The sequence below is a fragment of the Streptomyces sp. NPDC026500 genome (assembly GCF_055567635.1).
Genome location: NZ_JBVHQB010000005.1, coordinates 177,125 through 198,502, shown reverse-complemented (window position 1 = coordinate 198,502; position 21,378 = coordinate 177,125). Strand labels below are relative to the sequence as shown.

At 71.5% G+C, this 21,378-nt stretch carries 19 protein-coding genes; 10 read left to right on the top strand and 9 right to left on the bottom strand.

The features are described from left to right. Window positions 1-74: 74 nt before the first annotated feature. Complete coding sequence (locus ACZ4N5_RS11555) at window positions 75-1,154, bottom strand: MBL fold metallo-hydrolase (protein ID WP_467756887.1); 1,080 nt, start codon at window positions 1,152-1,154, stop codon at window positions 75-77. A gap of 193 nt (window positions 1,155-1,347) precedes the next feature. Between ACZ4N5_RS11555 and ACZ4N5_RS11550 the strand changes: the two genes are divergently transcribed. The 3 genes from ACZ4N5_RS11550 to ACZ4N5_RS11540 all read left to right on the top strand — a co-directional run bounded on the left by ACZ4N5_RS11550 (window position 1,348) and on the right by ACZ4N5_RS11540 (window position 3,997). Further along, window positions 1,348-2,805 (top strand): aldehyde dehydrogenase, encoded by a 1,458-nt coding sequence (locus ACZ4N5_RS11550; protein WP_467756886.1) that lies wholly within the window; start codon window positions 1,348-1,350, stop codon window positions 2,803-2,805. Window positions 2,806-2,807: 2 nt separating this feature from the next. Further along, window positions 2,808-3,041, top strand: a complete 234-nt coding sequence (locus ACZ4N5_RS11545; RefSeq protein ID WP_467756885.1) for a ferredoxin — start codon at window positions 2,808-2,810, stop codon at window positions 3,039-3,041. 92 nt (window positions 3,042-3,133) lie between these two features. Further along, window positions 3,134-3,997: a tetratricopeptide repeat protein gene (locus ACZ4N5_RS11540; RefSeq protein ID WP_467756884.1), complete on the top strand. Its 864-nt coding sequence runs from the start codon at window positions 3,134-3,136 to the stop codon at window positions 3,995-3,997. A 260-nt stretch (window positions 3,998-4,257) separates the two neighbouring features. Here the strand turns inward: ACZ4N5_RS11540 and ACZ4N5_RS11535 are convergent, their stop codons facing one another. After that, complete coding sequence (locus ACZ4N5_RS11535) at window positions 4,258-4,902, bottom strand: TetR family transcriptional regulator (RefSeq protein ID WP_467757124.1); 645 nt, start codon at window positions 4,900-4,902, stop codon at window positions 4,258-4,260. A gap of 297 nt (window positions 4,903-5,199) precedes the next feature. Between ACZ4N5_RS11535 and ACZ4N5_RS11530 the strand changes: the two genes are divergently transcribed. From ACZ4N5_RS11530 to ACZ4N5_RS11520, 3 genes are read left to right on the top strand one after another with little or no spacing between them, the layout of a single operon-like run. Then, the gene (locus ACZ4N5_RS11530) at window positions 5,200-6,675 is read left to right on the top strand and encodes a glycosyltransferase family 4 protein (protein ID WP_467756883.1); all 1,476 of its coding nucleotides are present in this window, start codon (window positions 5,200-5,202) and stop codon (window positions 6,673-6,675) included. After that, window positions 6,669-7,442 carry a class I SAM-dependent methyltransferase gene (locus ACZ4N5_RS11525; RefSeq protein WP_467756882.1) on the top strand — a complete coding sequence of 258 codons (774 nt, stop codon included), beginning with the start codon at window positions 6,669-6,671 and terminating at the stop codon, window positions 7,440-7,442. Before ACZ4N5_RS11530 ends, ACZ4N5_RS11525 begins: the two co-directional genes overlap by 7 nt. Then, a complete protein-coding gene (locus tag ACZ4N5_RS11520; protein WP_467756881.1) occupies window positions 7,439-8,521 on the top strand; it encodes a prenyltransferase/squalene oxidase repeat-containing protein in 1,083 nt (360 codons plus the stop codon). Before ACZ4N5_RS11525 ends, ACZ4N5_RS11520 begins: the two co-directional genes overlap by 4 nt. Before the next feature lie 76 nt (window positions 8,522-8,597). Here ACZ4N5_RS11520 and ACZ4N5_RS11515 read toward each other — a convergent pair whose 3' ends face one another. After that, window positions 8,598-8,891, bottom strand: a complete 294-nt coding sequence (locus ACZ4N5_RS11515) for a hypothetical protein (RefSeq protein ID WP_355848663.1) — start codon at window positions 8,889-8,891, stop codon at window positions 8,598-8,600. A 95-nt stretch (window positions 8,892-8,986) separates the two neighbouring features. Between ACZ4N5_RS11515 and ACZ4N5_RS11510 the strand changes: the two genes are divergently transcribed. Beyond that, window positions 8,987-9,124: a hypothetical protein gene (locus ACZ4N5_RS11510; protein ID WP_467756880.1), complete on the top strand. Its 138-nt coding sequence runs from the start codon at window positions 8,987-8,989 to the stop codon at window positions 9,122-9,124. Window positions 9,125-9,152: 28 nt separating this feature from the next. Here the strand turns inward: ACZ4N5_RS11510 and ACZ4N5_RS11505 are convergent, their stop codons facing one another. From ACZ4N5_RS11505 to ACZ4N5_RS11480, 6 genes are all read right to left on the bottom strand, one after another. Further along, window positions 9,153-10,163: an LLM class F420-dependent oxidoreductase gene (locus ACZ4N5_RS11505; protein WP_467756879.1), complete on the bottom strand. Its 1,011-nt coding sequence runs from the start codon at window positions 10,161-10,163 to the stop codon at window positions 9,153-9,155. 114 nt (window positions 10,164-10,277) lie between these two features. Continuing rightward, the gene (locus ACZ4N5_RS11500; RefSeq protein WP_467756878.1) at window positions 10,278-11,111 is read right to left on the bottom strand and encodes a hypothetical protein; all 834 of its coding nucleotides are present in this window, start codon (window positions 11,109-11,111) and stop codon (window positions 10,278-10,280) included. A gap of 172 nt (window positions 11,112-11,283) precedes the next feature. After that, window positions 11,284-12,252, bottom strand: a complete 969-nt coding sequence (locus ACZ4N5_RS11495) for an N-acetylmuramoyl-L-alanine amidase (protein ID WP_467756877.1) — start codon at window positions 12,250-12,252, stop codon at window positions 11,284-11,286. Window positions 12,253-12,526: 274 nt separating this feature from the next. Further along, complete coding sequence (locus ACZ4N5_RS11490; RefSeq protein ID WP_467756876.1) at window positions 12,527-12,940, bottom strand: hypothetical protein; 414 nt, start codon at window positions 12,938-12,940, stop codon at window positions 12,527-12,529. A 180-nt stretch (window positions 12,941-13,120) separates the two neighbouring features. Next, on the bottom strand, window positions 13,121-13,771 hold the full coding sequence (locus ACZ4N5_RS11485; protein ID WP_467756875.1) for a class I SAM-dependent methyltransferase: 651 nt from the start codon (window positions 13,769-13,771) through the stop codon (window positions 13,121-13,123). Window positions 13,772-14,027: 256 nt separating this feature from the next. Next, window positions 14,028-15,773, bottom strand: a complete 1,746-nt coding sequence (locus tag ACZ4N5_RS11480) for an MFS transporter (protein ID WP_467756874.1) — start codon at window positions 15,771-15,773, stop codon at window positions 14,028-14,030. 292 nt (window positions 15,774-16,065) lie between these two features. On the opposite strand from ACZ4N5_RS11480, the gene ACZ4N5_RS11475 reads away from it, so the two are divergent. The 3 genes from ACZ4N5_RS11475 to ACZ4N5_RS11465 all read left to right on the top strand — a co-directional run bounded on the left by ACZ4N5_RS11475 (window position 16,066) and on the right by ACZ4N5_RS11465 (window position 21,377). Next, a complete protein-coding gene (locus ACZ4N5_RS11475; RefSeq protein ID WP_467756873.1) occupies window positions 16,066-18,486 on the top strand; it encodes an acyl-CoA dehydrogenase in 2,421 nt (806 codons plus the stop codon). A gap of 7 nt (window positions 18,487-18,493) precedes the next feature. Further along, a complete protein-coding gene (locus ACZ4N5_RS11470) occupies window positions 18,494-19,687 on the top strand; it encodes a lipid-transfer protein (protein ID WP_467756872.1) in 1,194 nt (397 codons plus the stop codon). A gap of 271 nt (window positions 19,688-19,958) precedes the next feature. After that, entirely contained in the window at window positions 19,959-21,377 is a 1,419-nt protein-coding gene (locus ACZ4N5_RS11465; protein WP_467756871.1) for an MFS transporter, read from the top strand. Window position 21,378: the final 1 nt, after the last annotated feature.

Genomic DNA, 21,378 nt, shown 5'->3' with positions numbered 1-21,378 from the left:
CGGCGACGGGTGGCTCGCGGCCGGCGGCCGGCGGCAGGCGACCCGTGACCCGTGGCTCGCTCGACGCGAGGGCGTCACACCGCCACGTATGTCACCGGATCGCTGCCCGTCACCGCCTCCGCCCTCCCCAGTTTCACCAGTCGGCGTACATGGGCCTCGGCCTCCGAGACCGCGATGTTCCGTGATCCGTAGGGGATGTCGGCCCAGGGGCGGTTCCACTCCATGCGTTCGGCGAGCTGCCAGGGCGTGAGCGGGACGGAGAGCAGGGTGAGCAGGCCGGTGAGCCGCTCCTCATGGTGCGCGAGCAACTCGGCCACACGGGAGGGGGCATCGGTGAACACGTGCTGGTGGGCCGGGAGCACCTCGGCGGGGTCGAGACGGCCGACACGCTCCAGGGAGTCGAGGTAATCGCCGAGCGGATCGGCGATCTCCCCGAGGCTCTCGATCCCGTTCGCGTAGGGAGGACGCCCGTGGGTGCCCGGGTCCTCGTAGAGCCCGATGTGCGGGGTGATCCTCGGCAGCAGGTGGTCGCCGGAGAACAGGCGTCCGTTCCCGCGCAGTCGGTCCGGGTGGGCCTCCTCCAGGTGGAGGCAGACGTGCCCGGGGGTGTGGCCGGGGGTCCAGACGGCGCGCAGCCGGCGACCGGGCAGGGCGACGAACTCGCCGGGGACGATCTCGCGGTCGGGCAGCGCGGGGGAGAAGCCGGGCAGGGTGCTGGGGCGGCGTACGGACGTGCTTGCCTCGCGCAGCGGGGCGACGTGCTCCTCGGGGGCGCCGGAGGCCGCCAGCTTGGCTGCCATGTAGGCGAACCAGCGCTCGGGCCGGTTCTCCCGGGTGCGCCGGACGATCGCCGTGTCGGCGGCATGCATGGCGATCCAGGCGCCGGAGGCCTCGCGGACCCGGCCCGACAGACCGTGGTGATCGGGGTGGTGGTGGGTGATGACCACGCCGTGGATCTCCGCGACGGAGGTTCCGCAGCCGCTGATTCCCTCGACGAGGGTGTCCCAGGAAGCGGGGTCGTCCCAGCCCGTGTCGATGAGCACGGGTCCCGCGTCGGTGTCGACCAGGTACACCAGCGTATGGCCGAGCGGGTTGTCCGGGATGGGGACCCTGATGGACCGTACGCCCCCGCCGTGATCGGTCACCTGCGTCATGCGCTTCCACCCATCGCCGAGTTCTCGCCACTATAACTAGAACGAGTTCCAATGGGAGCCCAAGTCGACTGTTCTGTCCGCGTGGACGGCCGCGTCCGCGCCGTGGACTCATCCGGCCGGAACTGGTATCAGTTCTCATATCTGATGAAGCGTCAGAAGTGGTGGCGGAGAGCGTCCTTGGAGGCAGTCGGCCATGACCGAGCTCGTGGAACACGGACAGCTGTTCATCGGCGGGGAGTTGACCGACCCCCTCGGCAAGGACGTCATCGAGGTGATCTCGCCGCACACCGAGGAGGTCATCGGCCGGGTGCCGCACGCCTCTGCGGCGGATGTCGACCGGGCCGTCGCCGCCGCCCGCCAGGCGTTCGACGAGGGCCCCTGGCCGCGGATGAGCCTCGACGAGCGGATCGCGGTCGTGACGCGGATCAAGGACGCCATCGCCGTACGGCACGAGGAGATCGCCCGCGTCATCTCCTCCGAGAACGGCTCCCCCTACTCCTGGAGCGTCCTCGCGCAGGCCCTCGGCGCGATGATGGTGTGGGACGCGGCGATCACGGTCGCCCGCGGCTACACGTACGAGGAGACGCGCGACGGAGTCCTCGGCAAGCTCCTTGTCCGCCGTGAGCCGGTGGGCGTGGTGGCGGCCGTGGTGCCGTGGAACGTCCCGCAGTTCGTGGCGGCGGCCAAGCTGGCTCCCGCGCTGCTGACCGGCTGTACCGTCGTACTGAAGCCGTCGCCCGAATCGCCCCTGGACGCCTACCTGTTGGGTGAGATCGCCAAGGAGGCCGGGCTGCCCGAAGGGGTGCTGTCGATCCTCCCGGCGGACCGCGAGGTCAGCGAGTACCTGGTCGGACATCCCGGCATCGACAAGGTCTCCTTCACCGGCTCGGTCGCGGCGGGCAAGCGGGTGATGGAGGTCGCCGCGCGCCATCTCACCCGCGTGACCCTGGAGTTGGGCGGCAAGTCGGCCGCCGTGGTGCTGCCGGACGCGGACCTCGACACCTCGGTTCCCGGGATCGTCTCGGCGGCCTGGATGAACAACGGCCAGGCCTGCGTGGCCCAGACCCGCATCCTCGTACCGCGCTCGCGCTACGACGAGTTCGCGGACGCCTTCGCCGCGGCGGCGAACGCGCTGGTCGTCGGCGATCCGCTCGACCCGGCCACCCAGGTCGGCCCGCTGGTCGCCGAGCGGCAGCGGCGGCGCAACCTCGACTACATCCGCATCGGCCAGGAGGAGGGCGCCAAGATCCTGGCCGGCGGCGGGCGTCCGCAGGGGCTCGACCGCGGCTGGTACGTCGAGCCGACCCTCTTCGGCGACGTCGACAACTCGATGCGCATCGCCCGGGAGGAGATCTTCGGCCCGGTGATCTGCCTGCTCCCCTACGGCGACGAGACCGAGGCCGTGAAGATCGCCAACGACTCCGACTACGGGCTGAGCGGCAGCGTGTGGACGGCGGACGTCGCCCATGGCATCGACATCGCCCGCCAGGTCCGAACCGGCACCTACTCCGTCAACACCTTCAGCCTCGACATGCTGGGCCCCTTCGGCGGCTACAAGAACTCGGGCCTGGGGCGGGAGTTCGGGCCCGAGGGATACGGCGAGTTCCTGGAGCACAAGATGATCCATCTGCCGGCCGGCTGGGAGGCCTGAGGATGGGCGACCGCTGGCAGGTGGAGGTCGACCGTTCCGTGTGCATCGGCTCCGCCCAGTGCGTCCATCACGCCCCGGACGCCTTCCGCCTCGACGCCGCCATGCAGTCCCATCCGGTCGAGGCGGAGACCGACGCCAACGAGAAGATCCTCGAAGCGGCCGAGGGCTGCCCGGTCGAGGCCGTCATGATCTCTCTGCTGGGCAGTGGCGAGCCGGTGTTCCCGCCGGAGGAATAGGCCCGCAGGTCCGGGGCCGGGCCGGATCAGGGGATGCCCCGCTCCCCGGATACCCTCCAGCGGATTCGACGGATCGACCGGGGCGGGGAAGCATGCGCAAGTCCGAGGCCAGGAAGCTGATCGAGCAGGCGGGTTCGGCATGGCGGGACGAGGAGTGGCAGCGGGCCGCCGACCTCTACGAGCAGGTGCTCGCGCACTTCCCCGACGAGGGGCCGAGCGCGGTGTGGTGGTACGACGCCGCGCTCGCCCACAAGTTCCTGCGGAACTGGGAGAAGGCGCTCGACCTCGGACGCGGGGCGGCGGCCCGTTCCCCGCGCGGCGAGGGCGATCCCGCGTACTGGAACCTCGGCATCGCCGCCACGATCCTGCGCGACTGGGCGACGGCCCGCGACGCCTGGACCGGCTTCGGCATCGAACTCCCGGACGGGGAGGGTGAGATCGCGGGCAGCTTCGGCGCCGCCTGCGTACGGTTGGACACCGACGGGAAGCGGGAGGTCGTGTGGATCGAGCGGTTGTGCCCGACGCGGGGGCGCGTGGTGAACGTGCCCGTCACCGGCGGGCGGCGGTACGGCGAGATCGTGGTGCACGACGGCGAACCCAAGGGGGAGCGGGTCTACAACGGCACCACGTATCCCGTCTTCGAGGAGCTCACGCTCTTCGAGGCGTCCGGACTGCCCACCCTGGAGGTGACGGTCGGCGCGGGCGACGCGACCGACCTGGAGGCCCTGCTCGCCCTGTTCACCGAGCACGGCTTCGGCGCCGAGCCGGCCAGTGCCGTACGCGTCCTCTGCGCCTGTTGCAGCGAGGGCACCCATCAGCAGGAACGCGATGTGCGGTCGGGCGCCCAGGCGGTGTCGCTGGCCGCCCCGGAGCAGGAGGCGCGGCGGCTGCTGGAACGCTGGGCCGGGCAGACGGTGATCGGGCGCAGCTGGAGCGGGCTGGAGCGGGTGGGCTAGCCCCGGCGCCCGCGGCCGACCTGGGCCTTCTGGCCGTCCCGGCCGTCCTGGCCGTCCTGGCCGACCGAGTACTCCTGGCCGCTCTGGCCGTCCGTGCAGTCCTGGCCGTCCCCGCCGTCCCCGTCGTTCCGGTCGCCGTGGCAGCCCCGTTCGTCCCGGTCATGCCGTTCGTTCCGGTCGAGCTGATCGAGCTGGCCGTTCCGGTCGATCAGGCTCGCCCGGTCGGCTGGGTTCTACCGGCTCTACCAGCTCTACGGGCTCTACGGGCCCTTCGGGTCGGTCAGGTCGATCAGGCGGCAGACCGTCTCGATGTCTATCTTGACCTGGGCGATGGACGCGCGGCCGGAGAGCCAGGTGATCAGGGCGGAGTGCCAGGTGTGCTCGATGACGCGGACGGCGGAGAGCTGGGCCGGCGTCGGGTCGTCGAGGCCCATCGCGTCCAGGATGATCACCGTGGTCTGCCGCGAGACCTGGTCGACCTCGGGGCTGACACTGCGGTCCGCGAACGTCAGCGCGCGGACCATGGCGTCGGCCAGGTGCGGCTCGCGCTGGAGCGCGCGGAACGCCCGCATCAGGGTCTCCGCCACCCGCTCCGCCGCCGTGTCCCCGGCCGGCGGCTTCTTGCGCAGCGTGCCGTGCATGCGCTCCAGCTGGTCCTGCATCGTGGCGACCAGCAGATGCACCTTCGAGGGGAAGTAGCGGTACAGGGTGCCGAGAGCCACCTGCGACGACTCCGCGACCTCGCGCATCTGCACGGCGTCGAAGCCGCCCCGGCTGGCCAGCTGCGCGCTCGCGTGCAGGATCCGGCGACGGCGCGCCTCCTGCCGCTCGGTGAGCGGGGGAGAGGCGGGATGCGAGATGGGGTGCGGCCTGGAGGGCGCGGTGCCGGAAGGCGCGGCGGGCATGCCGGCCCCCGGCGCAGGTCGCGCGTTCTTCGAGTCCGCCTTGGCTTCCGCAGGCATGGGTCCGTTCCGTGACATCAGCGAGAGGGAGCGACGAGTCGGCAGGGCACGGTGGGGCACCACCGTGCGGACCAGCCGACCACGCCGCGCCGTCGTGGCGTGAATCACCTGATCCACCGCTCACACTGGCGCTACCTGCCGGTAGATTCAATGCTCCTTGAACGATCAAGTCTGAAACTTGTTCTAGATTAGCGTCCCGGCGTAATCTCGCGGGAAAGTGCAGGGAGAAGGGGACCGGAAGTGACCGCTGAGGCCATGGAGGCGGGCCCCGGGAAGGGTGCGGCTGCCGACGGGGACCGACCCCTGCGCATCGCGCTCCTCACCTACAAGGGAAACCCGTTCTGTGGCGGCCAGGGTGTGTACGTACGACACCTCTCGCGCGAGCTCGCCCGCCTCGGTCACCGTGTCGAGGTCATCGGATCCCAGCCCTACCCCGTCCTCGACGAGGGCCTCCCCGAGCTGAGCCTCACCGAGCTGCCCAGCCTCGACCTGTACCGCCAGCCCGACCCCTTTCGCACCCCCGCGCGCGACGAGTTCCGGGACTGGATCGACGCCCTCGAGGTCGGCACGATGTGGACCGGCGGCTTCCCCGAGCCGCTGACCTTCTCGCTGCGCGCCCGCCGCCATCTGCGCGCCCGGCGCGGCGAGTTCGACGTCATCCACGACAACCAGACCCTCGGATACGGCCTGTTGGGGGATGTCGGCGCCCCGCTGGTGACCACCATCCACCACCCCATCACCGTCGACCGGCAGCTGGAGCTGGACGCCGCCGAGGGCTGGCAGCGCCGCGCGTCGGTCCGCCGCTGGTACGCCTTCACCCGCATGCAGAAGCGCGTCGCGCGCCGCCTGCCGTCCGTGCTCACCGTCTCCGGCACCTCCCGCAAGGAGATCGTCGACCACCTGCGCGTCGAGCAGGATCGCGTCCATGTCGTCCACATCGGCGCGGACACCGACCTTTTCTCGCCGGATCCGTCCGTGCGTCAGGTGCCGGGCCGCATCGTCACCACCTCCAGCGCGGACGTGCCGCTCAAGGGCCTGGTGTACCTCGTCGAGGCGCTCGCGAAGGTGCGCACCGAACACCCGGGCGCGCACCTCGTCGTCGTCGGCCGGCGCGCCGAGGACGGTCCGGTTGCCCAGGCCATCGAGCGGTACGGCCTGGACGGCGCCGTCGAATTCGTGAAGGGCATCTCCGACGCCGAGCTCGTGGACCTCGTCCGCTCGGCCGAAGTCGCCTGCGTGCCCTCCCTGTACGAGGGCTTCTCGCTGCCCGCCGCCGAGGCGATGGCCACGGGGACGCCGCTGGTGGCCACCACCGGCGGAGCGATCCCGGAGGTCGCGGGCCCCGACGGCGAGACCTGCCTCGCGGTCCCGCCGGGCGACTCGGGCGCGCTGGCGACGGCCCTGATCCGGCTCCTCGGCGACGCCGGACTCCGGGCGCGGCTCGGCTCCGCCGGACGGGAGCGCGTCCTTGCGCGCTTCACCTGGGCCAGAGCGGCCGAGGGCACGGTGGCCCACTACCGTGAGGCGATGGCCCTCCCCGCGTCCCGGCTCCGCTCGCGCGGGGCCGCCTCCGCCACGGGCACCGACGAGCACGGCGGCGCGCCGGGCACCGGCCTCGCGGCGACCCCGGGCCCCGACCGCTCCGAGGCCGCGGAAGAGACTCTCGCCGCCGAAGAACTAGTTGCAGCCAACCGCGAAAGCAGGGCCACGTGCTGACCGTCGACTTCTCCCGGTTCCCGCTCGCCCCGGGCGACCGCGTTCTGGACCTCGGATGCGGTGCCGGCCGGCACGCGTTCGAGTGCTACCGGCGCGGCGCGCAGGTCGTGGCGCTGGACCAGAACGGCGAGGAGATCCGCGAGGTCGCGAAGTGGTTCGCGGCGATGAAGGAGGCCGGGGAGGCGCCCGCGGGGGCCACCGCGACGGCCATGGAGGGCGACGCGCTCGCGCTGCCCTTCCCCGACGAGTCCTTCGACGTCGTGATCATCTCCGAGGTCATGGAGCACATCCCGGACGACAAGGGCGTCCTCGCCGAGATGGTCCGCGTGCTCAAGCCGGGCGGCCGCATCGCCATCACCGTGCCGCGCTACGGGCCGGAGAAGGTCTGCTGGTCACTGTCCGACGCCTACCACGAGGTCGAGGGCGGCCACATCCGCATCTACAAGGCGGACGAACTGCTCGGGAAGATCCGCGAGGCCGGGCTGCGGCCCTACGGCTCCCACCACGCGCACGCGCTGCACTCGCCGTACTGGTGGCTGAAGTGCGCGTTCGGCGTCGACAACGACAAGGCGCTGCCCGTGCGGGCGTACCACAAGCTGCTGGTCTGGGACATCATGAAGAAACCGCTGGCCACCCGGGTCGTCGAACAGGCGCTGAACCCGCTGATCGGCAAGAGCTTCGTGGCGTACGCGACCAAGCCGCACCTGCCGAAGCTCGCCGGCGCGACGGATTCCGCGACGACCGCTCCCGAGGCGGACGCCACGTGACCACTCCCCGGCGGACAGAACACCTCGTCCTGCCCGGGGTCCTCACCGCCGAGGAGGCCGCCGCCACGGTGCGCGGGATCCTCGGGGTGCAGCGCCCCGACGGAGCCATTCCGTGGTTCCGCGGCCACCACCTCGACCCGTGGGACCACACCGAGGCCGCCATGGCGCTCGACGCGGCCGGGGAGCACGAGGCCGCCGAGCGGGCCTACGCGTGGCTGGCACGGCATCAGAACGAGGACGGATCCTGGTACGCGGCGTACGCCGACGGGGACTTCGAGGATGTCACCGACCGCGGCCGGGAGACCAACTTCTGCGCGTACATCGCGGTGGGCGTCTGGCACCACTACCTGGCGACCGGCGACGACGTCTTCCTGGACCGCATGTGGCCCACCGTCTTCGCGGCCGTGGAGTTCGTGCTGCGACTCCAGCAGCCCGGCGGGCAGATCGGCTGGAAGCGCGAGGACGACGGGACCCCGGTCGACGACGCGCTGCTGACCGGGAGTTCGTCGGTCCACCACGCGCTGCGCTGCGCGCTCGCCATCGCCGAGCAGCGCGAAGAGCCGCAGCCCGACTGGGAGTTGGCCGTCGGCGCGCTGCGGCACGCGATCCGGCTCCACCCGGAGCGGTTCCTCGACAAGGACCGCTACTCCATGGACTGGTACTACCCGGTGCTCGGCGGCGCGTTGACGGGCGCCGAGGCCAAGTCCCGTATCGAGGAGGGCTGGGACCGCTTCGTGGTGCCCGGCTTCGGGGTGCGCTGCGTGATTCCCAACCCATGGGTCACCGGTGGCGAATCGGCCGAACTCGCCCTCGCGCTCTGGGTGGTGGGCGAGTCCGACCGCGCCCTGGAGATCCTCCAGTCCATCCAGCACCTGCGCGATCCGAAGACCGGTCTGTACTGGACGGGCTATGTCTTCGAGGACCGGGCCATCTGGCCCGAGGAGCTCACCACCTGGACGGCGGGCTCCCTGCTGCTGGCGGTCGCCGCACTGGGCGGCGACGAGCCCACCTGCGCGGTCTTCGGCGGCGAGCGCCTTCCGACCGGCCTGGACCCGGACTGCTGCACCCAGACCCGCTGAACCGTCCGGACGGTCCGGGCCGTTCGGGCCTTCGGGACCGTCCGGACGCTCCGGACCTTCGGGGTGCTCCGGGCCGTCAGTGCCGGTGCATGCGGTTGGCGATGGCGTGGCCCAGGAACAGGTAGACGACGGCGGCGAGACCGTAGCCGGCGACGACGCGCGCCCATGCCTTGTCGAAGGTGAACAGGTCGCGCGACCAGCCGGCCAGCCAGCTCGCCGTGTTGTGGATGAACTGCACGAGGTCGTTGCCACGATTGGCGTCGAGCAGATACATCAGAATCCAGAGACCGAGGATGACGGCCATAACATCCGCGACGATCGCGATGACCGTCCCCGCCTGATTCGAGCCGTTGCGATATCTAGGGGACATGTCCAGCGGGTTGCCCGTCAATGCTGGATGAAACCCGAACGGGTTCTCTCAACTGGCGCGGCCGCCGGGGCCGGGTGAGGCTGCCGGGGAGAGCCGTGTTCCCCCGCGAGCGGGAAGAACCGGCGGACCGGAGCGCGGGCGCCGAGGTGAAGGACAAGGTGCCGTCGGCGTCCCAGCTCAGCGGCGGCCAGGCCGGTCCGGCGGACCCGGAGGACCTGGCCGACCCGGCGTGATCCGGCGTGTTCCGGTCCGCCGGTGCTGCTAGGAGTTCAACTCGGCGAGCACGCGGAGCGTGTGACGGTCCGGGGAAAGGACCAGCAGGTCGGTCACCGGGCCCTTGCGCCACAACTCCAGCCGCTCGGCGATGCGTTCACGCGGTCCGACGAGCGAGATCTCGTCCGCGAAGGCGTCCGGGACGGCCAGTACGGCCTCCTCCCGGCGCCCCTCCAGGAACAGCTGCTGGATCCTGCGGGCCTCCTCCTCGAAGCCCATCCGGGCCATCAGATCGGCGTGGAAGTTGCGGGCCGCGTGCCCCATCCCGCCGATGTAGAAGCCGAGCATCGCCTTGACCGGCAGCAGCCCCTCGGCGAGGTCGTCACAGACGTGGGCGCGGGCCATCGGCGCCACGAGGAAGCCCTCGGGCAGGTCGGCGAGCGAGGCCTCGTACGCCTGAGGACGCGTCGGCGACCAGTACAACGGCAGCCAGCCGTCCGCGATCCGGGTCGTCTGCGCGATGTTCTTCGGGCCCTCGGCGCCGAGCAGGAGCGGCAGTTCGGCCCGGAGCGGGTGCGTGATCGGCTTCAGCGCCTTGCCGAGTCCCGTGCCGTCGGCGCCCCGGTACGGGTGGGAGTGGAAGCGTCCGTCCAGCTCGACCGGCCCCTCGCGCCTGAGGACCTGCCGTACGACATCGACGTACTCCCGGGTCGCGGTCAGCGGCGACTTCGGGAACGGCCGCCCGTACCAGCCCTCGACGACCTGAGGTCCCGACAGGCCGAGCCCGAGCATCATGCGCCCGCCGGAGAGATGGTCGAGGGTGAGCGCGTGCATCGCGGTGGTGGTGGGGGAGCGGGCGGCCATCTGCGCGACGGCCGTGCCGAGTCGGATGCGCGTGGTGTGCGCGGCGATCCAGGTGAGCGGGGTGAACGCGTCCGAACCCCATGACTCGGCGGTCCACACCGAGTGATAGCCGAGCCGCTCCGCCTCCTGGGCGAGCGGAACATGGTCCGCCGAGGGGCCGCGCCCCCAGTAGCCGAGCGCGAGACCGAGCCGCATGTCGCCTCCAGAAGCAGAGTTCTGACGGTCCGTCAGTTCTTGGCGTGCTGCGACTGTACGACAACGGCCCCCCGCCGGAAAGGGCGAGGGGCCGTCGCTGCGACGATGAGCGGATCAGCCGCGCTGGATCCCCGAGGTGTCCTGAAGCACACCACGACGGCCGTCCTGCGTCTGCGCCACCAGGGTCGCACCGCGCTGCTCGACGGCCAGGTACCAGGTGCCCGGCGCCAGTTCGGCGATCGGCCCCTGCGTGCCGTCCTCCGAGAACAGCGGACGCGCGACCGGCACGGCGAACCAGAACGGCGAGAAGTCCTGAGCGGGCTGCTGCGTCTGCTGGGCCGGCGGCTGACTCGGCTGCGCGCCGAACGGCTGGCCCTGCTGCGGCGCCTGAGCACCGTAGGGCTGCTGACCGGGCTGGCCGGGCTGACTCGGCTGCGAGGCGCCCGGGTACCCGTAACCACCCTGCGGCTGACCGCCGTAGGGCTGGGGGGTGGGGGGCTTCGGGGCACTGACCAGGGCGGCGCCCAGGGCCGGGACCAGCGGGGTGGCGATCGCGGCCGCCGCCAGGACCAGGGTGCCGATCAGGCCGAGGATGAGACCGGCGCCCGCGCCGACGCTTCCGAGGCCGAGGGAACCGCTGAACGGGCCCAGCGGGTCGACGATCGTCCAGAACGACGTCCAGACGGCAAACAGCGTGAGCGCGACACCGAGCTGGCCGAGGTCGAGTCCGATGACCTTGCGCGGCTGCGGAAGGGCGCGGGAGACAACGATCAGAGCCGCACCGGCGATGCCACCCACATACATGCTCATCACCAGGCCCAGGTTGTCCCAGGCGTTGGGGGCGTCGCTGCCGGCGCTGTCGAACGTGTGCAGGAACGACGCGATGAACAGCAACACCGCTGCTCCGATCACCACGCCGTCGCCTCGAGTGAGGGAGCGGATATTCACTTCAGGTCCTTCGTCAGTCGTCTCGTCATCGATGAGGCATCGCTGTTCGCCGTGTCGCCGTCATGGTGTCGCCGTCGGGACTCGGTGTGAAGCGCGGGGGTGGCCCTTTATCGTACGGACGACACTATCGCCCGGACGATCAGGGTGTCCGCCGGGTTGGGACCGTAGATCACTACCCGTGCAGGAAACCAACGATTCCTTCAGAGATCCCCCGTGCCGCCTTCTCTCGCCACGCGCCACTGGTGAGCAGCGCAGCGTCCTTGCTATCGCGCATGTTGCCGCACTCGATGAACACCTTGGGAACCGTTGACAGATTGAGACCGCCGAGATCCTTCCGGACCACCAGTCCGGTGCCGTCACCGACGTAGTTGGAGGGCGCGCTGCCCGTCTCGCGGACGAACAGGCCCGCGATGCGCTCGCCCAGGTCGCGGGAGGAGGCCACGATCGGACGGGTGTCGGCGGCGTGGGCGTGCACCGAGGCCGGGAGGATCACATGGAAGCCCCGGTTGCCGGCCGCCGATCCGTCGGCGTGGATGGACACGACCGCGTCCGCGTGCGCCGCGTTGCCGATACGGGCCCGCTCGTCGACACAGGGGCCGAAGGAGCGGTCGCCGTCCTGGGTCAACTTCACCGTGGCGCCCTGCTTTTCGAGGATCGCCCGCATCCGGTGCGCGACGTCGAGGGTGAACCGGGCTTCCGTGTAACCCGCGTTGGTCGACGTGCCGGTCGTGTCGCACTCCTTCCAGTTCGTGCCGATGTCCACCTTGCGGTTGATCTCGGACGTGTGCTGGAAGTTGTCGGGGTTGTGCCCCGGGTCGATGACGATGACCTTGCCCTTGAGGGAGCCGGAGGCGCCGGGCGCGGAGGAGGAGGGTGCCGGGGCCGACGACGTACCCGGCCTGCCGTCGTCCGTCGTCGAGGCGGACGCCCGGCCGGAGGGAGAGGCGGAGCCGGGCGCGGAGGACGACGACCCGGGAGCGGCCCGGTCGGACCCGCCCCCCGAATCGTCTCCCACGGCCTGGTACACCAGCCAGCCGGCCAGCGCGCCCGGTACGAGCGCGGCGAGCGCGACGGTGAGCGGTCCGCGCCGGAAACGGCGCGGCTGCTGGGGCGGATCGAAGTCAGGGCCTACGTACGACACGTCAGCCACCCTAGCGGGCGTCCATGTGAGGCTGAGAACGGACAGGCCGCGGCCGGTGAGCCGCCTCCGGCCCCGGCTGAGAACGGACAGGCCGGGGCCGGTGAGCCCCCTCCGGCCGTCAGGTCTGTGAGATGCGCACCCACCAGGACCGGAGCCGACCCCGAGAACCGCTGAGGGAACCGGACAGGCCCGCACCCGGAGTGGGGTGCGGGCCTGCGGACCTCCGGGGCGCTGTCGTTCCTCGCCGCTCAGGAGATGTCGTTCCGTGCGGTGCTCAGGAATGTCCGTCCCAGTAGACGGGGTGGTACCTCGTGTCGCCGTTGACCTTGGTGACCTTCATGCGAATGGGAGTGTTCTCGGCGATGTTGCCGCTGTCCCAGCCCGAGCAGTAGGGCGACGCGTGGCCACGCGTGGAGATGGTGCGTTCGTAGCTGCCGTCACGGTTGATGTCGAGCTTCACCTCGATGCCCCAGCCGTCGGCCTTGATGTCACAGGCCTTGATGGCGTCCCCCGGAGCGGGACTGTCGAGTTCGTCATAGCCCGGGTCCTGCATCCAGACCCCGTAGCCCCCGCCCTCGTAGGCCCCGTAGGACTGCACGGCAGCTGCCGAGTTCGCCGTGAACAGCACCAGTCCGAGCGCGCCGAGCAAGGCGTAGGCGGACCGAGTCCGCCTCTTGGTCAACTTCACGTGTGGTTCCTTCCCTGATTGCCGGCCGAGCCCTCCCGTAGCCGCCGGTCGCCTGCGGGGCGAACGGCGGCGGGCTGCCGGTTGTCCAGGAATGGTAGACGTTTCATGATCCCAATGCGCCAACTGGCCTGTTCCGAGGCATCGATTGGCCGAGAATCCGGGAGTGAGGAGCCCGGGTGCTCAGATCCCTGTGCCGGTTCGCCGCAGGATGCGCAATGAGTCGGTCACCGCGATCTCGGTGAACGCGCCCGATTCCAGGGCTCGGAGATATACGCGGTAGGGGGCCTGGCCGGTGAACTCGTCGGCCGGGTCCGGGAACACGTCGTGGATGACGAGGAGGCCGCCCTCGGCGACATGCGGCGCCCAGCCCTCGTAGTCGCCGCTCGCGTGCTCGTCGGTGTGGCCGCCGTCGATGAAGACGAGACCGAGGGGCGTGCGCCAGAACGCGGCGATCTGCGGCGAACGGCCGACCAGCGCGACCACGTGGTCCTCCAGGCCCGCCCGGTGGAGGGTGCGGCGGAAGGTGGGGAGCGTGTCCATCAGGCCGATCTCCGGGTCGACCGTGGACGGGTCGTGGTACTCCCAGCCCGGCTGCTGCTCCTCGCTGCCCCGGTGGTGGTCGACCGTGATCGCCGTCACTCCGGCCTCGCGCGCCGCGTCGGCGAGCAGGATCGTGGAACGGCCGCAGTAGGTGCCGACCTCCAGGAGCGGCAGCCCGAGCCGCCCGGCCTCGACGGCCGCCTCGTACAGCGCGAGTCCCTCACCCCGCGGCATGAACCCCTTCGCTGCCTCGAAGGCGGCGAGGATCTCGGGCTTGGGTGCCGCGGGCATGGGGTCTCCTCCATCGTTGCGATCAACGGGGTGCGTGGCGCAGGTGCAGAAAAGGGTATTCAGATCGGGGGCCTGCGTCCGGCGCGTGTGTCCGGCGCGGAAGAGCGAGCCGCGCGGACGTCCGGCGTGGACACCGGGCGCGTACGACCGGTGCGAACGAACCGGGTGTACGGGACCTGGCCGCCCCATCGTGCATCACACCCCCGCCGCGTGGGCGGCGGGGGTGTCAATGATCACTTCGGGGCGGGTCCGGGCGTCAGGCGGTGACCTCGGCGTTCTCGCCCGGCAGCGACAGGTCGAGGGCGACCGGCCTGTCGTCGCCCGTGTGCGTCGCCGACGAGGCGAGCGGGCCGTGACCGGTGGCCCGCGCGGCGAGCACGTACGCGCCCTGGGTCGGCACGGCGAGCGCGTAGCTGCCGTCCTCGGCGGAGAGGGTGGCGCCCGCCTGGCGGCCGCGCCGGTCGATCAGGGTGACCTTGGCGCGGGGGACAGGGCCGCCCTCGGCGTTCAGGACCCGGCCCTGGAAACCGCCGAGCACCTCGTGCGCCCGCTCCATCGCGGCGTCCTCCTCGCTGCTGGCGAGCAGGTGGGGCTTGGTGGCCGGCGGGCGGCCCGGCAGGAACAGCGCCATGAGCAGGCCGACCGCGACCGCGCCCGTCGCGATCAGGAAGGACACGTGGAAGCCGTGCATGGTCGGGATCGCGACACCGCCGACGTGGTTCGCCGTGTTGGCGAGCACCATGCCGATGACGGCGCTCGACACGGACGTGCCGATGGAACGCATCAGGGTGTTCAGGCCGTTGGCCGCGCCGGTCTCCGAGGCCGGGACCGAGCCGACGATCAGGGCGGGCAGCGAGGAGTAGGCGAGGCCGATGCCCGCGCCCAGGACCACCGCGATGACCAGGGACTGCCAGGCGGCGCTCATCAGGCCGAGGCCCGCGCCGTAGCCGATGCCGATGATCACCATGCCGATGATCAGTGTGACCTTCGGGCCGTACTTCGCCGACAGCCGGGCGTACACGGGGGCGGTGACCATCATCGTCAGGCCCAGCGGCGCCACGAGCAGACCCGCGGTCACCATCGACTGGCCGAGGCCGTAGCCGGTGGACTTCGGCAGCTGGAGCAGCTGGGGCAGGACCAGCGAGACGACGTAGAAGGAGACGCCGACCATGATCGAGGCGAGGTTGGTGAAGAGGACCGCGGGGCGGGCCGTGGTGCGCAGGTCGACCAGCGGAGCCTTCAGGCGCAGCTCCATCACGCCCCACAGGAGGAGCACGGCGAGCGACGCGCCGAACAGGCCGAGCGTGGTGGGCGCGGTCCAGCCCCAGTCGCTGCCCTTGGTGATCGGCAGCAGGAAGAGCACGAGCCCGACGGACAGGCCTATCGCGCCCAGTACGTCGAAGGTGCCCTCGGCGCGCATCGGGGACTCCGGCACGACGAGGAGGGTGAGGACGATCGAGAGGACGCCGAGGCCGGCGGCGCCGTAGAACAGGGCGTGCCAGTCCGTGTGCTGTGCGACGAGGGCCGCGGCGGGCAGCGCGAGTCCGCCGCCGACGCCGATCGAGGAACTCATGAGGGCCATCGCGGAGCCGAGCTTCTCGCGGGGCAGCATGTCGCGCATCAGGCCGATGCCCAGCGGGATCGCGCCCATCGCGAAGCCCTGGAGCGAACGGCCCACGATCATCGGCACCAGGGCGCTGGTCAGCGCGCTGATCAGGGCGCCGACCACCATCACGGCCAGGCTGGTGAGCAGCATGCGCCGCTTGCCGAAGAGGTCGCCGAGGCGGCCCATGATCGGCGTGGCCACGGCACCCGAGAGCAGGGTCGAGGTCAGCACCCAGGTGGCGTTGCTGGGCGAGGTGCCCAGCAGCGTCGGCAGGTCCTTGATGACCGGGACGAGCAGGGTCTGCATCACCGCGACAACGATGCCCGCGAAGGCGAGCACCGGAACGGTGGCGCCGCTCGGCCTCCGCGCGGGCTGGTCGGTCGTCGTGTGCGTCATTGCGGGGGGCCTCCAGGCCGTAAGGAAGGGAGCTCTCGGGAGAGGAGCGAGGGGTGATCCGTGCGGATGCGGGGACGGGCGGTCGGGCGATCCATGGGGACGCGGGGACGTCGGTCGGGTGATCCGCGCGGGATACGTGCAGGGGGAACCCGGTGCGCCTGGGCAACTATTCCGATGCTTCGGCGTACTAACGAATTCTTGACCGATCCATGGGTATCTGACCTATCGTCAGAATGGAACGTGTTCTAGTCTGGCGCGGATCCACGCACCTTGGGCCTTTGGGGAGGCACGCATGGGGATCGCGATCACGCCGGAGCAGCGGGAGCTGGCCGAGGCCGTACGCGGCTGGATCGCCCGCGCCGTGCCGCCCGAGGAGGTCCGCAAGCTCCTGGACACCCCCGGAGGCGGCAGGCCGCCGTTCTGGGACGCGCTCGCCGCCCAGGGGCTCCTCGCCGTGCACCTGCCCGAGACGTACGGCGGTGGCGGCGGCGACCTCGTCGACCTCGCCGTCGTCGTGGAGGAGGCCGCGCGGGCCGCACTGCCGGGACCGTTCGCCGCGAACGTCCTGGCGTCGGCCGTGCTGGCGGCGGAGCTTCGCCGCGAAACGGACGATTCGGTACGGGCATCGGGGCGCGACCATCCGGTACGGGCGCCGGAGCGCGGCCATCCGGTAGGGGCCGCGGGGCGGGGTGATCTCGTCCATGCGTCGGAGCGCGGTGATCTCGTACGGGCGCTGGCGTGCGGGGAGCGGATCGGCGCCGTCGCGTTCGGCGCGGGCTCCCTGACGGCCCTGGCGGTGGACGGCGGCTATCTGCTCGACGGGACGGCACCGCCCGTGCTGTCCGGCGCCGACGCGGACGTGCTCGTGCTGGCGGCGGCCTGCGAGGGGGGCACGGCGTCCGGCGGGGACCTGGCGGCGGGAGGGGACACGCCGCCCGGCGGAGGCGCGGGTGCGGGCGCGGAGACGCCGACAGGTGGTGCCGTGCCGCCGGGAGAGGGCGGCTGGTCCGGCGCCGCCGGAGTGTCGGACGGAGGCAGCGCGTCCGGCGGCACGCTCTGGCTGGTCGTGGACGCCGTCGATCTCGTCGTCCGGCCGCACGAGAGCGCCGATCCGACGCGGGCGACCGCCGAGGTCCGGGCGGCAGGGGTGCGGGTCCCCGCCGACCGCGTCCTCGCGGTCGATCCGTCACTGGTCCGGGACCTCGCCGCCGTCGTCCTCGCCGCGGACGCCTGCGGCACCGCGGCATGGGCGCTGGACACGGCCGCCGGGCACGCCAAGGTCCGCGAGCAGTTCGGCCGACCCATCGGACGCTTCCAGGGCGTGAAGCACCTGTGCGCCGACATGCTCGTACGGCTGGAACAGGCGCGGGCGCTCACCTGGGACGCGGCGCGCGCCGGGCAGGAGCCTTCCGGCGTAAGGGAGTTGGTGGCCTCGCTCGCGGCCGGTGCCGCCCTCGACGCCGCCTGCTCCTGCGCCAAGGACTGCGTCCAGATCCTCGGCGGCATCGGGTTCACCTGGGAGCACGACGCCCATCTCTATCTCCGACGAGCCCTGGTGGCACGGCAGTTGCTCGGGGCCGGGAGCGGACACCTGCGCAGGGCCGCGCGGCTCGCGCGCGACGGCGTACGGCGGGAGCTGCGCCTGGAGCTGCCGCCCGAGGCGTCCGGGTACCGGGCCGAGGCCCGTCAGGTGATCGACCGGGCGCGCGGGCTCGGTCCGGCGGCCGCCCGCCGGTCGCTGGCCCCCACCGGGTACGCCGCCCCGCATCTGCCCCCGCCGTACGGACTCGGCGCCGGACCCGTCCAGCAACTCGCCGTACAGCAGGAGTTGGCGGCGGCCGGGGTGCGGATCAGCGATCTGGGGATCGCGACCTGGGTCGTACCGTCCCTCATCGCGTACGGGACCGGGCCGCAGCAGGAGCGCTATCTGCTGCCCACCCTGCGCGGCGACCTCCTGTGGTGCCAGCTCTTCTCCGAACCGGGCGCCGGATCCGACCTCGCCTCGCTGCGGACCCGCGCCGAGCGCACGGCCGACGGGCGGTGGCGGATCAACGGGCAGAAGGTGTGGACGAGCGCGGCACAGTGGGCCGACCACGGAATCCTCCTCGCCCGGACGAACCCGGCCGCGCCCAAGCACAAGGGGCTCACCTACTTCGTCGTCGACATGAAGAACACGGACGGCATCGACATCCGCCCCCTGAAGGAGATCACCGGGGACTCCCTCTTCAACGAGGTCTACTTCGACGACGTGCTGCTGCCCGCGGACGCGGTCGTCGGCGAGGTCGACGACGGCTGGCGGGTCGCCCGCAACACGCTCGGCAACGAACGCGTCCACATGGCCGACCAGTTGACCTTCGACACCGGCCTCGAGGCGCTCATACCGGCCGACGTGGACGGCTCCCGGCTCGGGGCGCTGCTCGCCGAGGCGCACGCCCTGGCCTGCATCACGCTGCGCACCACCCTCCGCCAGGTCTCCGGCGTGGAACCGGGCGCGGGCGCCTCCGTCCGGAAACTGGTGCAGACCGCGCACCAGCAGAAGGTGGCCGAACTCGGACTCGAACTCCTCGGCCCCGAAGGCGCGTTGTGCGAAGGCCCGGGGGAGCGGGCCGTGCACGGATTCCTGCTCTCCCGCTGCCTGACCATCGCGGGCGGCACCACCCAGGTCCAGCTCAACGTCGTCGCCGAGCGCATCCTCGGCCTGCCGCGAGACTAGGAGTGCCATGAAGACGTACGTCGTCGGTGTCGGAATGACCAGGTTCGAGAAGCCCGAGACCCGGGAGTGGCAGTACTGGGACATGGCCCGGGAGGCCGGCTCCAACGCCCTCGGCGACGCGGGGATCCCGTACACGGACGTGGAACAGGTCCCCGTCGGCCACTGCTTCCAGGCCTCCACCGCCGGCCAGCGCGCCGCGTACGAACTCGGCCTGACCGGCGTCCCCGTCTACAACGTCAACAACAACTGCGCCACCGGGGCGAGCGCGTTGATGCTGGCCCGGCAGTTCGTGGCGGGCGGGATCTCCGACTGCGTCCTCGCGCTGGGCTTCGAGAAGATGAAACGGGGGGCGCTCGGATCGGGCGCCGACGGCGGGGACTTCTCGACGTCACCCGTCGCCCGCCACTACGGGATCATGGCCGCCCGGCACGGCTTCGAGATGACCCCGCCCACCGCGCAGATCTTCGGCGACGCGGCCCGCGAGCACATGGAGCGGTACGGCACCACGGAGGCCCAGCTCGCCGCCGTCGGCGCCAAGAACCACCGGCACTCGGCGCACAACCCGTACGCCCAGTTCCAGGACGTGTACTCCGTCGACGAGATCCTCGCCGCCAAGGCCGTGCACCGGCCGCTGACCAAGCTCCAGTGCTCGCCCACCTCGGACGGAGCGGCCGCGGCCGTCGTCGTGTCCGAACGGTTCGTCGAGCGGCACGCGTTGGAGGACAAGGCCGTCGAGATCGTCGCCCAGTCGATGACCACCGACACCGAGGAGTCCTTCGCCTCCGGCTCCTGCATCGACGTCGTCGGACAGCCGATGTCGAGGGAGGCCGCGCGCCAGGTGTACGAACGCTCAGGACTCGGCATCGAGGACGTGGACGTCGTGGAACTCCACGACTGCTTCTCGATCAACGAACTGCTGACCTATGAGGCGCTCGGCATGTGCGGGGAGGGGGAGTCGGGCGAACTCGTCGAGTCGGGGGCCACGACGTACGGGGGACGCTGGGTGGTGAATCCCTCGGGCGGGCTGATTTCCAAGGGCCATCCGCTGGGCGCGACCGGCATCGCCCAAGTAGCCGAACTCGTATGGCAGTTGAGGGGAGAGGCCGAGGAGCGGCAGGTGCCGGGGGCACGGGTCGGGCTCGCCCACAACATCGGACTGGGCGGCGCGGCGGTGGTCACCATGCTCCGCGCGGGGACCTGAGCGGAGCGCCGGATCGGACGGCACTCGAACCGGACGGCACCCGAACCGGACGGCACCGAACCGGACCAGGTCGCACCGGACGGCACCGCACCGGACGGCACCGACCACCCGGCTTCAGCCGGCCTGGCGCCGAGCCGCGCGGTCCGCCGCCGACGGCGCAAACGGTCCTGGTTCCCGCTGACCCGCGTGTGGTCCCAGGACCCGTGACGCACGCCCGCCTGCGTCGAAATCCTGATGCAAGGACCGTAAGCCGGTTGAGAGCATGACACCCATGCTCCGAGCCGCTGAAGACACCCGGATATCAGCCCGTACCGCGCCGCCGACCTGGGTGGTGATCGCGCTCGCCTGTGCCGGACAGTTCCTGGTCGTCCTGGACGTGTCTGTCGTCAACGTGGCCCTGCCCTCCATGCGGACCGACCTGGGCCTGAGCGGCCCGGGGCTGCAATGGGTGGTGAACGCCTACTCGATCGCCTTCGCCGGATTCATGCTTCTCGGCGGGCGGGCCGGGGACCTGTACGGGCGCAAACGGATGTTCCTGGTGGGTCTCGCGCTCTTCACACTCGCCTCGGTCGGCGGCGGCCTCGCCCAGGAAGGCACCCAACTGCTGGTCGCGCGGGCCGCGCAGGGACTGGGGGCCGCGGTGCTCGCGCCCTCGACCCTGACGATCCTGACGTCGGCCGTCCCGGAGGGCGCCGCACGCGCGCGGGCCATCGCGACCTGGACCGCCGTCGGGGCCGGTGGCGGCGCGGCGGGCGGACTCGTCGGCGGACTGCTGGTCGACGGGCTGTCGTGGCGCTGGGTTCTCCTCATCAACGTGCCCATCGGCGCGGTGGTGCTGGCCGGCGCGGCGCTCTGGTTGGTGGAGAGCCGGGCCGGGGACGGGCGACGGCTCGACCTGCCGGGCGCGCTGCTGGTGACGGCGGGACTCGCGACCCTGGCGTACGGGATCGTGCAGACGGAGGCCGAGGGGTGGACGGCGGCGGCGACGCTCGTTCCGCTGTGTGCCGGAGCGGCTCTCATCGGGGTCTTCCTGGTCGTCGAGGCGCGGACCGCGGCGCCGCTGATGCCGTTGAAACTGCTGCGGCTGCGGTCGGTTTCCTCGGCGAACGCGGCCATGTTCGTCTCCGGCTCCGCGATGTTCTGCATGTGGTTCTTCATGACGCTGTACGCGCAGAACGTGCTCGGCTACTCGCCGCTGGGCGCGGGCCTCGCGCTCGTGCCGAGCTCGCTCGCCGTGGTCATCGGCTCCAAGTCGGCACCGCGCCTCATGCCGGTCCTCGGGGCGCGCAATGTGGCGGTCCTCGGCACCCTCCTGGCCGCGGTCGGCTTCGGCTGGCAGTCGACCATGACGGCGGACGGCTCGTACCTCACGGCGATCATGCTCCCCGGCATCCTGATGATGGCCGGCGCGGGGCTGGCCGCGACACCGCTGGCCGCGCTCGCGACCTCGGGCGCGGCGCCGGAGGACGCGGGGCTGGTGTCGGGCCTGGTCAACACCTCACGGGTGATGGGCGGTTCGCTGGGACTCGCGATCATGTTCACGATCGCGGCGAACCGTACGGGGGGAAGCACGTCCGGGGAGGCCCTGACCGCCGGGTACGCGCTGGCGTTCCGGGTCAGCGGGGTACTGCTGCTGGCCGGGGCGGTCCTGATGCTCGTATGGCTGCCGCGGAGGATCTCGCGGCGGTGAG

What these genes read in the sequence shown, in the direction of transcription:
- ACZ4N5_RS11505 (WP_467756879.1), bottom strand. Translation starts at nt 10,163, where the DNA reads ATGCGGCTCGGTCTCGCGCTCGGCTACTGGGGGCGCGGCCCCTCGGCG.
- ACZ4N5_RS11475 (WP_467756873.1), top strand. Translation starts at nt 16,066, where the DNA reads ATGGGGATCGCGATCACGCCGGAGCAGCGGGAGCTGGCCGAGGCCGTA.
- ACZ4N5_RS11535 (WP_467757124.1), bottom strand. Translation starts at nt 4,902, where the DNA reads ATGCCCGCCGCGCCTTCCGGCACCGCGCCCTCCAGGCCGCACCCCATC.
- ACZ4N5_RS11550 (WP_467756886.1), top strand. Translation starts at nt 1,348, where the DNA reads ATGACCGAGCTCGTGGAACACGGACAGCTGTTCATCGGCGGGGAGTTG.
- ACZ4N5_RS11485 (WP_467756875.1), bottom strand. Translation starts at nt 13,771, where the DNA reads ATGCCCGCGGCACCCAAGCCCGAGATCCTCGCCGCCTTCGAGGCAGCG.
- ACZ4N5_RS11470 (WP_467756872.1), top strand. Translation starts at nt 18,494, where the DNA reads ATGAAGACGTACGTCGTCGGTGTCGGAATGACCAGGTTCGAGAAGCCC.
- ACZ4N5_RS11465 (WP_467756871.1), top strand. Translation starts at nt 19,959, where the DNA reads ATGCTCCGAGCCGCTGAAGACACCCGGATATCAGCCCGTACCGCGCCG.
- ACZ4N5_RS11480 (WP_467756874.1), bottom strand. Translation starts at nt 15,773, where the DNA reads ATGACGCACACGACGACCGACCAGCCCGCGCGGAGGCCGAGCGGCGCC.
- ACZ4N5_RS11515 (WP_355848663.1), bottom strand. Translation starts at nt 8,891, where the DNA reads ATGTCCCCTAGATATCGCAACGGCTCGAATCAGGCGGGGACGGTCATC.
- ACZ4N5_RS11555 (WP_467756887.1), bottom strand. Translation starts at nt 1,154, where the DNA reads ATGACGCAGGTGACCGATCACGGCGGGGGCGTACGGTCCATCAGGGTC.
- ACZ4N5_RS11540 (WP_467756884.1), top strand. Translation starts at nt 3,134, where the DNA reads ATGCGCAAGTCCGAGGCCAGGAAGCTGATCGAGCAGGCGGGTTCGGCA.
- ACZ4N5_RS11545 (WP_467756885.1), top strand. Translation starts at nt 2,808, where the DNA reads ATGGGCGACCGCTGGCAGGTGGAGGTCGACCGTTCCGTGTGCATCGGC.